Source organism: Alkalinema sp. FACHB-956, from assembly GCF_014697025.1.
Taxonomy (GTDB): Bacteria; Cyanobacteriota; Cyanobacteriia; order Leptolyngbyales; family Leptolyngbyaceae; genus Alkalinema.
Map to the genome: position 1 here is coordinate 797161 of NZ_JACJRC010000001.1, position 12920 is coordinate 810080.

Annotated in this window: 10 protein-coding genes; 7 read left to right on the forward strand and 3 right to left on the reverse strand. The window is 50.5% G+C overall.

The features are described 5' to 3' along the window. Position 1: 1 nt before the first annotated feature. Positions 2 to 4456, reverse strand: coding sequence for a S8 family serine peptidase (locus tag H6G21_RS03155; protein WP_190570331.1), 4455 nt, complete (start codon positions 4454 to 4456; stop codon positions 2 to 4). 242 nt (positions 4457 to 4698) lie between these two features. On the opposite strand from H6G21_RS03155, the gene H6G21_RS03160 reads away from it, so the two are divergent. Further along, the gene (locus H6G21_RS03160) at positions 4699 to 4944 is read left to right on the forward strand and encodes a hypothetical protein (RefSeq protein ID WP_190570333.1); all 246 of its coding nucleotides are present in this window, start codon (positions 4699 to 4701) and stop codon (positions 4942 to 4944) included. Positions 4945 to 5040: 96 nt separating this feature from the next. On the opposite strand, the gene H6G21_RS03165 is transcribed toward H6G21_RS03160, so the two are convergent. Then, positions 5041 to 5967 (reverse strand): TIGR01777 family oxidoreductase, encoded by a 927-nt coding sequence (locus tag H6G21_RS03165; protein WP_190570335.1) that lies wholly within the window; start codon positions 5965 to 5967, stop codon positions 5041 to 5043. A gap of 138 nt (positions 5968 to 6105) precedes the next feature. Between H6G21_RS03165 and H6G21_RS03170 the strand changes: the two genes are divergently transcribed. The 4 genes from H6G21_RS03170 to H6G21_RS03185 all read left to right on the forward strand — a co-directional run bounded on the left by H6G21_RS03170 (position 6106) and on the right by H6G21_RS03185 (position 9675). Continuing rightward, positions 6106 to 6798 (forward strand): diacylglycerol/polyprenol kinase family protein, encoded by a 693-nt coding sequence (locus tag H6G21_RS03170; RefSeq protein WP_347277967.1) that lies wholly within the window; start codon positions 6106 to 6108, stop codon positions 6796 to 6798. Positions 6799 to 7106: 308 nt separating this feature from the next. After that, positions 7107 to 7730 carry a DUF3038 domain-containing protein gene (locus H6G21_RS03175; RefSeq protein ID WP_190570532.1) on the forward strand — a complete coding sequence of 208 codons (624 nt, stop codon included), beginning with the start codon at positions 7107 to 7109 and terminating at the stop codon, positions 7728 to 7730. A gap of 2 nt (positions 7731 to 7732) precedes the next feature. Next, complete coding sequence (locus tag H6G21_RS03180; protein ID WP_190570337.1) at positions 7733 to 9118, forward strand: DUF4335 domain-containing protein; 1386 nt, start codon at positions 7733 to 7735, stop codon at positions 9116 to 9118. Positions 9119 to 9183: 65 nt separating this feature from the next. After that, on the forward strand, positions 9184 to 9675 hold the full coding sequence (locus H6G21_RS03185) for a hypothetical protein (RefSeq protein WP_190570339.1): 492 nt from the start codon (positions 9184 to 9186) through the stop codon (positions 9673 to 9675). 161 nt (positions 9676 to 9836) lie between these two features. On the opposite strand, the gene H6G21_RS03190 is transcribed toward H6G21_RS03185, so the two are convergent. Beyond that, positions 9837 to 11471, reverse strand: coding sequence for a serine/threonine-protein kinase (locus H6G21_RS03190; RefSeq protein WP_190570341.1), 1635 nt, complete (start codon positions 11469 to 11471; stop codon positions 9837 to 9839). Positions 11472 to 12159: 688 nt separating this feature from the next. On the opposite strand from H6G21_RS03190, the gene H6G21_RS03195 reads away from it, so the two are divergent. Continuing rightward, positions 12160 to 12369, forward strand: coding sequence for a DUF2997 domain-containing protein (locus tag H6G21_RS03195; protein WP_190570343.1), 210 nt, complete (start codon positions 12160 to 12162; stop codon positions 12367 to 12369). Positions 12370 to 12472: 103 nt separating this feature from the next. Beyond that, a complete protein-coding gene (locus H6G21_RS03200; protein WP_190570345.1) occupies positions 12473 to 12859 on the forward strand; it encodes a DUF1257 domain-containing protein in 387 nt (128 codons plus the stop codon). The last annotated feature ends 61 nt before the right edge of the window (positions 12860 to 12920 follow it).

Here is a 12920-nt window from a genome sequence, read left to right on the forward strand (position 1 = left end):
TTTATGTGAACAAACCGTGGTGGGTGTAGAGGGTGGCAAGGGCTGAATTTCGGGCCAAGGCGTCTGCCCGCCGCACGGCGGCCTCTGCGTCCAGCATACCAGCCCCATATTCATTGACGTTATAGGCCGTAAACTGCCGATAGGCCGTGGCCTGCAAAATATCTCGCACGGTTGCAGCGGTTAGCCCATTGTTCACGCTCCAAACCAGCGATGCCACACCCGCAGCGCTGGGGGTGGCAAAGGAGGTCCCCCACACGGTTTCTTGGCTACCGTTAATGTTAGTTGCCAGAATGCCGGAAGTCGCGACTAAGGTAAGTTCCGGCCCGTACTGCGAATACCAATGGCGATCGAGGCTTGTACCATTGCTGCCTCCTGCCGCCCCGATCGCCATCACATTGCCATAACTGCCTGCAAAAGTGGCTGGTTGCGAAACCTCACTGACGGGATGATAGGCGGAATTCCCCGAAGCAATTACAAATAGCACCGTATCGGCATACTGTTGCATTAACTGTGCTAACTCTGTATCAATATAATTTTCAGTGTATTCCCCGCTGATGTTAATTACGAGCTTCTTGCCTTGGGCTTGGGCGTATTGGATTTGTTCCAGGGCCGCTTGGGCAAAGCCCATGGCATTGCTGCCAAAGACGCGAGAAATGTAAATTGCGCTATTCCAGTTGATTCCAGCAATCCCAACCCCATCATTGGTATCCGCTGCCAAAATGGTCGCAACCTTAGTTCCATGGCCTTCCCAGTCTGCATCATAGTCATTGGAACTAGTTAGGGTTCGGCCTCCATTGAGATCATTATTGGTGGGATTGTTGTTGGTATCAATTGCTAATCCACTGTCCGCTACCCCTAATAAAATATCTGTTGAACCTGTCGTAAATCGCCAAGCGCCGGAAACATTCATCATTTGAAGGTTCCATTGTTGGCTAAAGGATGGATCATTGGGGGTGATTCCTAGGGAAATGCTACGATCGCTAAATTGTAGGGTTTCATAGCCTTGGAAGTAGACTTCAGAGCCCGTGGAATTCACGCGTATCCAGTCAAAGGTCGTCCCCCCAAAAATCGATCGGGTATTTGCGTGAAATGTCACATCGTTAGAACTAATATTCTGAAAACTCAAAGTATCTTTGCCGCCACGGCCTAGGAATACCGAACCCTTGGTCATTCCAGAAAAGCTGTGGGTATTGTTTTTAAAATCACCAAACACAACACTTTGGCTGTTAGCCGAACTAAAGGCAAGCAATTCTAGAAGGGATTCACTCGATCGGGTAAGACTGCCTGTGCTGTCGGTTCCTTCTGCATAGATCCAATAGTTCCCAGCGGCTAGGTTTATGCCATTCAGATTGAATAATCCCCCATTTGTGATGTTACCTAGCAAGATAGTGATTCCAGTCGCATTCGATCGGGCGTAGAGTTTCGTATTCGAAATGACTCCACTGCTATTCCAACTCACTTGTAAGGCTCCCTGCTGGAATACCACATTGGCAGACCCATCACCCGATGCATCGGTTACTGCAAAGTTGGTGAAGATAGAGGGCAGCGTAATATTGAGACTATCCCAATCCTGACCTTGGCCCTGGTTAGCATTATTCGTCTCGCGGGCTTCTGAGATGACATTGGTACTATCGATGATCATCCCAAGGTAGTAGGTTCCACTAGTGAGCCAAACGGGATGAGTCGCACTGGGCAAGGTCAGGATCTGGCTCAACAGCCCCGTGCCTGTGAGGCTGCTGAGACTGGAAATTTCCTGGGAGCCCAATAGGTAATCACTAGCGGTTATTGTCGCATCGGTGGAGAGATAGAAGGAGGTGCGGAACGCCCCCGATCGCATCCGCTGGAGATTGGCAATTTGGAAATTCACCTGCACACTATTGCCTGCAATTCCACTCGTCGGTACAACATCGAAAGTTTGACCCCGTAAATCGGGCAAGGCATCAAATTCCTTCCCTTCTCCGCTTAGGTCATAGTCACTATCGTTGAGATAGCCATTAATAAAATCCTGTTCCGTACCTAGATCATTCGTCCCGGAAGCTAAATTACGGGCAAAGTGATAGGTCACGTAGGATTGGCCACTGGCATCGACATCGTAGTAGCGATCGATGTAGACTTTGCCCCGTTCTTGGGCGATCGCATTAAGACTACTGCCCACGAGGACAGCGTTGGTAATTTGATAGCGGCCATTGGCTCCGGTTTCATTCAAGCCAGGATTTGGATCGACAAAATTGCCAACGGTATATTTCCCAGCATCTCCGTAAACCCATCCTGTATAGTAATCAGAACTGTTGCTAATTCCATTGTAAAAGTAGCTAAAACTATATTTGTAAATATTAGTTGTAGTGGTAAAAGTATTCGTTTGTGTGAATAAATTTGGATTGCTCAAACTGCTAATCCGAAGACGATAGATATTGCTAGTGGGTAGGTTGAAAGCAGGGACCCAACTGTAAATACCATCGCTTTCCGTCAAGAGACTAACCGTGGTGTAGACTTGATCTTGACCTAGGGAATTCCGATATAGGAGTTCAACTTTAACATTGTCACTCAGGTTGTCGTCCCAAGTCAGAGTGTAAGCATTTCCTAAAAATATATTAGTTAGTCCACCCAACTGAGCGTTTCTTAAATAAGGAAAGTCAGCCACATAGTAATCTTGACCAAATTTTTCTTCTGGCTTCATCGTGCTGGTGAGGTAACCACTCTCACTTCCCAGAAAATTGCTGCCACTGCCACTGAAGGGGGAGAGCGTTTGGTTGGTTTCCCGATCGTAATAGCTGGTGACAATGACTTTGCCTAAATCAGCAGCCGTTCCTTCAGTGATGGCGCTGGTAATGTAATACCGTCCGTTTGAAGCGATTTCGTTCGTTTGGGGTGTGAAATCGTAATAAGTATTGACTTGGTATTGATTGGAATAACCATATACATAGCCGCTATAGCTATCTGCGCTATTGTCAAACCCATTTGTGTAATAAATAAATGAGTATTGAGTAGCTGGCCGTTCCTGCGCCAATAGCACGAGGGTATAGGGGCTTGGCTTGTCGGTATAACTGACCTTGAGGTAGTAGTTACCCACCGTTAATCGTTGGGCCCAAGTGGAGAGGTCGTTACTAGCAACCCTCGATCGTCCGATCGTATTGCCAGCTTGATCTAAAATTTCCAGGCCAACCTGGGAATTGATCGATAGATTCACATCCGTAACTTGGTTCAGACTGAAGCGATAGAAATCGATCCTGTCTGCTGCATCTACCCGATCGCTGACTTGCCAGTGACCTTTTCCCGCTTCAGCATTAAAGCCTTGTAAGTTGCCTAGATCAAAAGCCGTACTCAGGGTATTTCCGGGTAGGTCAACGACGGTTGGATCGGCTCTGCGCTGGGTGACAGCGGCGATCTGCCATCCATTGTCCACCGTTGGCAGTAACGTTGAACCTGCGATCGCAGTTCCATTCATGAACCAAATCTGATTGATGCCTGCCGTCCTGTGTCGCCAGAGGAGATCGGACTTTCCATCAGTATTAAAATCACCAATTCCTGCAATTCCCCAATTACTATCGGCGACGGGCGCTAGATAAACACTATTCATCCACTTGGCATTATCCATCAACCAAACGGCATTGGTTCCACTCACAGAATGTCGCCACAATAAATCCGTTCGACCATCAGTATTAAAATCGCCACCACCTGCAATTTGCCAGTTGAGATCGGCAACAGTGATTAAGTTTGCGCCTCCGATTGGTGTGGTTCCGTTCATGTACCAAACGGCATTGACACCCACATGCTTGTGTCGCCAAATAATGTCGGTTTCCCCATCGTTATTCAGATCGCAGAGAGTCGCAATTTGCCAGCCTGAATCGACGGTGGGCAACATCACATCAGTTTTCCCGTTAGCGCTCATCTGCCAAATGAGGGTCATTCCAGACACCTGATTTCGCCAGAGATAATCCAATAGTCCATCGCGATTGAAATCACTTGATCCCACTAGTTGCCAGTTTGGATCTGCGATCGTCATTAAGGCAGTTCCCCCAACGACAGTGTTGCCTGCCATCTGCCATCCGACATTGGCTCCTACGGTTTGGTGTCGCCAGAGAATTTCAGTTTGAGGATTGCTATTGCTCCACAAATTCAGCGTATAGTTACTTTCCGTATTGTCAGAGGCATTGGGGGTGACTTGTAAGTAGTAAGTACCAGGTTCTAAGGTAACGGTTAAGAGTTCTGCAGCCGTCTGACTATTACGACTCGATCGCAAAACAGTCCCGTCACTCTGGAGCAGGTCAAGATTGACATCTGCGGTGATGCTATTAATCGAAGCACTAATGCTAGTTCTAATGCTCAGTTGAAATTGGTAGTAATCAAATAAATCACTACTATCTACACGATCGCTAAGACTTTGACGATGGCTACCGCTGTTGACTGGGAGCACTCGCGCTGTGCTTAACGTATTGCCTGCGTTATCTGTCAACATATCTCAACTGAGGCTAGAAAGGGCTACCTTAACTCTGAGCGAAATCAAGAGTCAGTTTCCGCAGTGCTTTTACTGAAACTCCCCAGGTGACGGTTCATGAAAACCAGGAATACTCATAGTAAAATAGGAGGAAAAATCACCACTTTTTCACGATTTTATGTTCCTGCTGTGAACTCAAGTTGTAAATTCCAGGATGAAAATTCTCCGACACGGCCTCATCGCAAACCGATCAAACCTACGCTATGAAAGATCAACTGATTAGAAGCCTCAACTTTATCTTGATGTTAGATTTGTTTTTCGTGCTTTTCTGTTTCTTCTGGTTTGTCGTTGCCTTGATTGGTCGCAATAACCAAATCAACCTTGGCTTTGATCTCTGGTATTCCCTCTGGGAGCCAGTCATGCAACCTGCGCTGGGTTTACTGATGGCTGGGGCGATTCTGATCGGGGTGGTGAATTGGATTACCCACAAGCTGAAGCCAGACGCTTAGCCCACTTGACCGATCGTACCCCTAGGGGAAACGCACGATCGGTCAAAATCACGCAAACAAGGACGCCGACCTATTCCACTGACCTACTTCATAGATCTACCCCGCTGCTAACACCTGCTCCAGGGCGGGTTTCACTGTGGGATAGGTATATTGAAATCCACTGGCTAAGGTCTGCTTCGGCAAAACCTGCTGTCCTTCTAGAACAACCTTGGCCCCCTCTCCCAACATGGCTTCCAAGGCAAAACTGGGGACTGGTAACCAGGAGGGGCGCTGGAGTACCTGCCCTAGGGTCTGACAGAGGTCTTCCATGCGTACAGGATTGGGGGCCGTTGCATTGTAAATGCCCTGCATTTCTGGCTGGGTTAATGCCTGCATGATGAGAGCTACCACATCATCCCGATGAATCCAGGAAAACCACTGCCGCCCCGACCCGATCGGTCCGCCTGCAAACATACGAAAGGGGGGCAGCATTTTGCCGAGAGCCCCACCCATGCCCAAGACGATACCGAGCCGTAAGATCACCAGCCGAGTGCCGCTCGCCGTCACCCCCTGCGCTGCTGCCTCCCACTTCTGGCAAATCTCTGCTAGAAAATCGTTACCCGCCGGACTGGTTTCATCAAAGCTGGCAGTTTCGCTCGTGCCATAGAACCCGATCGCCGAGGCATTTACCAACACCGATGGCTTAGAGGTTGCTTGGTGAATGGCGTCTACTAAATGCTGCGTCGTGAGGATACGGCTGTCTAACAGCAATTGCTTATGCTCCGGAGTCCAGCGATGTTCCGCGATCGGTTCTCCAGCCAAATTCACGATCCCATCGCAGCCAGAAATGACAGCTTGCCAGTCTCCGGCTTCCCTGGGGTTATAGGCCACCACGGTCACCCTGGTAAAAACCGAGTTAGGAAATCGTTGTTTGGCTTGCTCTGCATTGCGGGTTAAAACAATCACCTCATGGCCTTCCATGTGCAATTGTTCGACTAATCGACTGCCGACAAACCCCGTGGCACCCGTTACAGCTACTTTCATGGTGGTGTTGCTCAATCATCTCCACCGTTCATCTTACGGGATGAATTCCTGCGAACCGATCCAGTCTGTCTAGTATTGTGAAAAAGGATTGTGGAACAGATCATCCACCCAACTGGGAGCAAGGAGGTCAGAAACGCGGTGATTCAGTGGTTCGCATCAATTGAAACCCTGGGGGAAAAAGTCGCGATCGCAGCACTTTGGCTGGGTTTGGTGGGCATAGCTGCCACATTGGTGAAACAATTCACCCGTGCTGATAGTGAAATCGTGCGCAAGGTGGTTCACATTGGCACGGGCAACATTATTCTGCTGGCTTGGTGGATGGCGCTGCCCACCTGGGTGATTTTAGCGGCGGCGGTTCTGTTCGGCGCGATCGCCCTAGCCTCTTTTTTCTATCCGTTATTGCCTAGCATTGATAGCGTGGGGCGAAAAAGTTTGGGCACATTCTTCTATGCCACCAGTATTGGCCTCTTGGCCGCTTGGTTTTGGCCACAAAATTTGCCCGAGTTCGCTGTCCTCGGCATTCTCATCATGACCTGGGGCGATGGACTCGCAGGGTTAATCGGTCGCCAATTCGGCACCCACCCCTACAAACTTTGGGGAATGAAAAAAAGTTGGGAAGGATCCCTCACCATGGCGCTGATGAGTGCCGTTACGACCCTGCTCGTACTGGCTGCGGTGGGAACGCCCCTCAGTCCATTGCTCATTTCTGCTGTTTTAGTCGCGATCGTGGCCACAGGGTTAGAAGCCTTTTCCAAGCTGGGGCTGGATAATGTCACGGTTCCGATCGGCAGTGCTACCGTCGCCTATGCCATCAGTCTGATTTTGGGGTAATTGCTGAGCTAATGCTGGACTCCTTGCTGGGCGGTTTGCTGGACTAGCTTTGCTGGACTAATTTTGTTGGACTAATTTTGTTGGATTTCCTTTGCCTGTCCCACGCGCAGCCTCGGAAATGATACCCTGAAGGCATTCCGGCGGAAGTCTGACGGAGTACCTGCTCCAATGGCCAACTCAGGGGCAAATTGAGGGGCTGGCTGGTTAGGCAGTCCAAGAATGAACGGTTCTTCAAGAAACTTTTCCACTGCGTCATGAGTCCACAACCTATCGACCCTGGGCATTCGAATGTGTATCCTGTGCCGCCTATGAACTCCACCGTCATTCCCATCACCGCTGCCCCCTCCTTTGCAGAACTGTCTCTGCCCCAGCCCCCGGATCCAGAACAGCTTGACAATATTAAGGCCCAGTTGGATCTCGTGCTCTTGGCCCTCGAAGCGATCGCTGGGATTGGCTCCGAAGCCATGCTGCAATCGGCGACCCAACTCGGCCTGGAATCTGTAGTGGCCGATCGGGTGGCTCTGTGGCGGCTGCGACAGGCCAGTCCCCTGCGCAAAGGCCAAGGTGGGCGCAAAAAGCTGGATGTCGAAGAAGCCCGTGCATTGGTTTTAATCAGTTGCCATCTCGCCAAACAACACCAAGAACTCATCCGCCGCGCCGTTGCTCTGTTAGAACAGTTGACTGAGCAAAATAAGCCCCCCCATCAGGCTTCTTTATTAGGCGACTACTTAGACACGTTCCAAAATACTTACCAGGAACGGATGGATGAGGGGGATGACGCCTCCCCAGAGATTCTGACGCACCTCGCCCTCAAGCTCCTGATTGATTTAATGTTTTACGGTGGCAACCAAGGGGCTCGCCGTCTGTGGTCGGCCTTGCTCGATCGCTCCCTGGTCCATCGTTCGACCCACCGTCCGACTTCAGCTTCCTAACCATGATGACCCAAGCCCCCCCTAACAGCACTGTTCTGCGCAAGTACACGCCGCCCACCTGTACGCTGGAAATTGCCGCGAAGACCTCGCCCCTGTCCCGGTGGATTGGCAATACCGCGTTGAAAAATGTGCGGTTTCAGTTGAGCTTCGATGATCCCCGCGTCAGTGAAGATCAGTGGGTCATTCTGCGGGGCGATCGGGTTCATCTGGAAGCCTTGGCCGATGTCGTAGCGACCTATGTACAGAATTTTCTGAACCAGTCCAGTGAGTTACTGCCCCAGGCGATCGGTTCCGGCGCAGGTCTGGTTGCCACGATCGAACCCCTCACTACGACCCTGGCTGCACCGACGAATTCCTACGGCATTGCCCTACAGCCTAAAGGACTCCTAGCCCATACGCTCAGCCTCGGGGTTTTGGCCAATGACCAATCTGGCCCGGAAATTCATCTCACCTCTACCCAATTGGCCGACTTAGCTACGGCCTTAGATGAATATGCCGCTGATGTTACCGCGCTGCCCACCCTCAATCAACCGGCTTGGGTGCAGTCTCCAGCGGCTTGGGGCCGAGTGGCTGCGGTTGCGCTCGTCACCGTGGGGCTGTCGGCCTCGCTGCTCAACGGGTTGAATCGATCGAACAATAATCCCCAGACCGCCAGCCAACCTGCTAGCAGTAGCGATCAGCGCCTCGCGCTGCAACCCCCACCCGCGTCTTCGCCTCTACTGTCTCCTCCAGGTGCTTTACCCCCTAATACAACCCTTAACCCCGGCTCCCCCCCTCCGCCAGTCATCACCTCCACCGCTCCCCCCACGGGTGCAACGGGAACCCCTCCAGGGAACTCTCCTAGTAACGTAGGAAATGGCAATAACCCGGCACCGGGACAGGTTATCGTCAGCCAAAATCCACCGGCCTCTGCGAATGCCAGATTAGAGAATGTGCCTAATGCAGGTCAGGCCGCAAAACAGCCACCCCAGGTGAAAGAAGCGCCAGTCCCGTCGCTTGTGGATCAAATTGGTTCTAATAACGCCACGGCTAGTGGTGACGAGGCTGCTGCGACCAGTCAACCGTCTGTGTCTGCGGCGCGCAAGTCGGCTCCATCGGCTCCGGTGTTGGACACTTCCCAAGCGGAGGCTGTGGAAAAATATGTACAAAATCGCTGGAAGCCCCCCGAAGGATTATCCGAAGGCTTGGAATACGTTCTTGAGATCTATCCGTCGGGAGAACTGAAATCGGTGACCCCACGCAATGAAGCGGCTACAACCTATCGCGATCGCACAGGGTTGGTTGAAGGAGAACCGATTACCCCTGCATCGGCTGATGGGAAGAACAGTACTATTTTTCTGCGATTGGAGCCCAACGGCAAAGTTAGCGCGATCAAACAACAACCCTAATCCTAACAATTCTGATCCAGTCATCAGGATTTGCGGAACAAGCAACCTTTGCGGAACAAGCAACCATGGTGGACTTTGCTGCCAGCCAATGTTTTACGGTGCAAGGGACGATCGTGCCAGGTTATCAAGTGGCGTCTGGACGTTCTCCTACCAGTCCCTATCCCGCTGGAACCCTCCAGTTACAACTGCCGTTTTTTCAAGCACGGGGGTTGGACTTATCCAATTGCTTTCTGGGGACGTTAAATGTGTCGATCGCGCCCCATACCTTTGAAATTCTGCAACCTATTTATACGTTTCCCAATGTGCAATGGGTTGAAGGTTTTGCCAGCGAAACCTTCTCCTTCTGCCATTGTGGGATTATGGCTGGAGACATGACTTATCTTGGCTGGGTTTACTATCCCCATCCCGAAACGAAGCTCGATCACTTTCAGGATGCTTCTATTTTGGAGGTTGTGGCTCCATTGATCCCCGATTTGAGCTATGGCGATCGGGTGCAGCTCAGTCTTGATCCCCAAGCAATTGCGCTTAGGTGTCCCAAGCTAGCTGACGATGGTTGACTGAACGGTTGACTGAATGGAATCGCAGCGGACTCTAATGAAAGTTGACTTGAAAATTAGCTGACTTGAACTTGAATATGCTGGGTTGACTGCGTATTGGTTGACTGCGTATTGGCTGATGGTGCAGTGAATGACGGTGTATTGGATGATGATGCAGTTAACTACTGCGCGCCTAACCCAGGATTACGGTTTTGATCCAGGCTGCTTTGCTTGATAGCAACTTGTCTAACCGCCTGTTTTGTGCCAGTAGTTGGTTTGCCTTTTGGGGCGGTGTTGGTTGGATTCTTTTCTACAGAGCTTTTGGGAGCCGCCGCAGAATCCGATCGGGTTAAGGGTGTGATGGAAACATCGATCGCGTAGGATCCCGAACCTGTAATTTGCAGCTCGTATTCATCATCTAGGGGTAACTGGCCTGTCCAACTCCGCGTTTGCTGGGAGGCTCCATCGATCGGCTCTTGGTTCGACTTCAGCAAATTCATCACCACGCCAGATCCATCCAAAATGACACTCATGATCTGTCCCTTGGCCGCTCTTAGGCGGTAGGTTTGGGTCGGCTTATCCTGGAGGGTGCCTTGAACCAACGCCGAAATCTCACCCGGTTTAAACAAAATGGTTTGGGTTCCATTGGCATTCAGCGCCAGATCGGCAGAAACGGTGGAAGCAACGGCATTATCGGATTGGAGGGTATGGGTGGTTCCGCTGGGGATCGGTAGCCGAAAAATCCAAGTGCCGACGCCCAAAACTACTACCAGACTGGCCAAAATCGCCGACATTGAAGAAATTTGCGGCATCGCTAGCGGCACTTGCACCGTTGGGCGGCGTGATTTCGGGGTTGCTTGTGCGGCTGGCGCGGTTCTTGGGTTCGTGGATGTTGCTGGGGAGGTAGGGTGAGGATTCATGGCTGTAGGCGGAACCACCATTTGAGTCATGGGGAGTCCCGCTAACATCGGCTGTAGCGCCACCCAAACTTCCTGCGCCGATTGATAGCGATCGCCGGGATGCAAGGACAACATTTTGAGCAAAACCTGGGCCAAGCGATCGCTGATTTGCGTGTAGGGCTGCCAACACCAGGTCAAGCTATGGCTATCTAACAAATCTTGGGGTTCCCGACCCGTTAACAAAACTAAACAAGTGGCAGCTAGAGCATAGAGATCACTGTGGGGATGCACGCTACCCGTTTGGAGTTGTTCTGGGGGTGCGTAGCCAATTTTACCAACCCGCGTCATAGAAGAAACAAGGGCCAAACCACTGGTGGCCTCCTTGACTGCACCAAAGTCAATCAGTACGGGTGTTCCTTGCAAAGAGGCAGGATCGGTAGTGGATGACTGAGGTTGAAGAATAATATTGTCAGGAGAAATATCGCGGTGAATAATCCGACGATCGTGGAGATAGCTTAAAACTGGTAAGAGTTTGCCCAGCATCAGCAAGACTTCTGACTCTGATAAAGCGCTCCCTTGGGCCTTCCGTTGATTTAACCAAGTTCGGTAGGTTTTGCCCTCTACAAGGCTTTGGACGAGCCACAGGCGATCGTCACTTTCAAACGCTGCCTGAAATTGAGGAATTTGGGGGTGCTGGATTTGATGGAGCGTGCTGGCTTCGCGCTGAAACAGGGTCCTAGCCTTTTTCAGTAGTGCCTCATCGGCATAGGGCACAATAAATTCCTTCAAAACGCACCCTTCTCCAAACCGTTCTTGATCCAGAGCAAGATAGGTTCGACCAAATCCGCCCTGACCTAAGACTTGTTGGATGAGATAGCGTTGCCTAATGAGCGTACCAATGGGAATAAAATCAGCCATGATCAAGCACCGGGGATTCAACAGTTGGATCAGGGCGATGTTTCCGTAGTAGATGCAATCCCTGATGTATCATTAGTAACCCACCTACCCGGCGACCTTCTACGGGGTTTCACCCCCCACGGCAATCACTCCTAATGGTTGGCATCTCGGATGACACCATAGATTTTTTCTAAACTCGTCCGTGGTCTTACCTGCTGGTGTCAATGGTGAGTCTCCGGAGTCACTGGGTTAGATCCTGGTATCCACTGGTGCTAAGGGGATGCAACACAGACGGTTTAAATTCCCCATGGCCTGTCTCGTGGATGGTGCGTAGAGCTCTATTGTGTAGAGATGTGTAGAAATCTGTGGTGCGAAGATTGTCTTAAGAGGGTCTAGGTAATGGCTGGATCGATTGGCAAACTGGGCGAAAAACAAAGCAGTCGGCTGGGTTTAATGTAAGGGGGATGACATCTATAGAGTTTTATCAATCACGTTTGATGAAGCCTGTCCCTTGACGGCCTAGGTAAGTTAAGCGACACTGACAGTTAGTCGAGGCGTTACTCAACAGAATTGATACGTTAGGTAACGTTTGCCGATGATTTGATGCAATCGCTCAAGATTGGTAAATTAAAGGTCTTATATGAACCTAACCAATCCCAAGTTGCATCAGTTCGGTTAGATCCCTTGCAAAATCTGGTGAGCGAGCAGGATGGAAACGCTGGAATTTATCATCTATCCAGATGGTCGAGTTCAAGAGAAAGTGACAGGCATTTTGGGGGCTTCCTGCGCAGAGGTAACAGCTGCGATCGAAGAGCAACTAGGTGTTGTGCTTCGACAGGAAACTACGGCTGAATTTTTTGCCCAGCCTGTTCAGAATAGTCAAACAGCAACCACCCAAGCCACGTTCAGCGATTGGTAAGCTGACCATCTTTAGGATTGGCCGGTGATTGGTCAATGCTTTCAAGATTTGGTCATCGGTTTCTGTCTATGCAACCATTGTTTTAATTTAACCGTAAACTGCCATGTCTCACTTTAGCCAAATCAAGACTCAAATCCGTAACCTAGATTCTCTTAAATCTGCATTGAGCGACCTTGGAATGGACTGGAAAGCAGGCCCTTCGGAAGTGCGGGGTTACCAAGGATCAACCCACAATGCGGAAGTAGTGATCGAGCAGCAGAATGGTTATGACATCGGATTTGCTTGGAATGGCCAAGAGTACTCGCTGGTGACGGATCTGCAATTTTGGCAGCAGAACGGTTCTGTAGATCGCTTTATTAAGCAAGTGACTCAGCGCTATGCGTATCACACCATTGTGAATGAGAGCAGCCGCAAAGGGTTTCAAGTTGCTGAACAGCAGCGCAACGAAGATGGTTCCATTCGCTTGGTGCTTCAGCGTTGGGGCGCTTGAACTTGGGGGTGCTCAAACTGATGCTTAAACTATAGCGTCGGATCTTCATCCTACGGAGTCA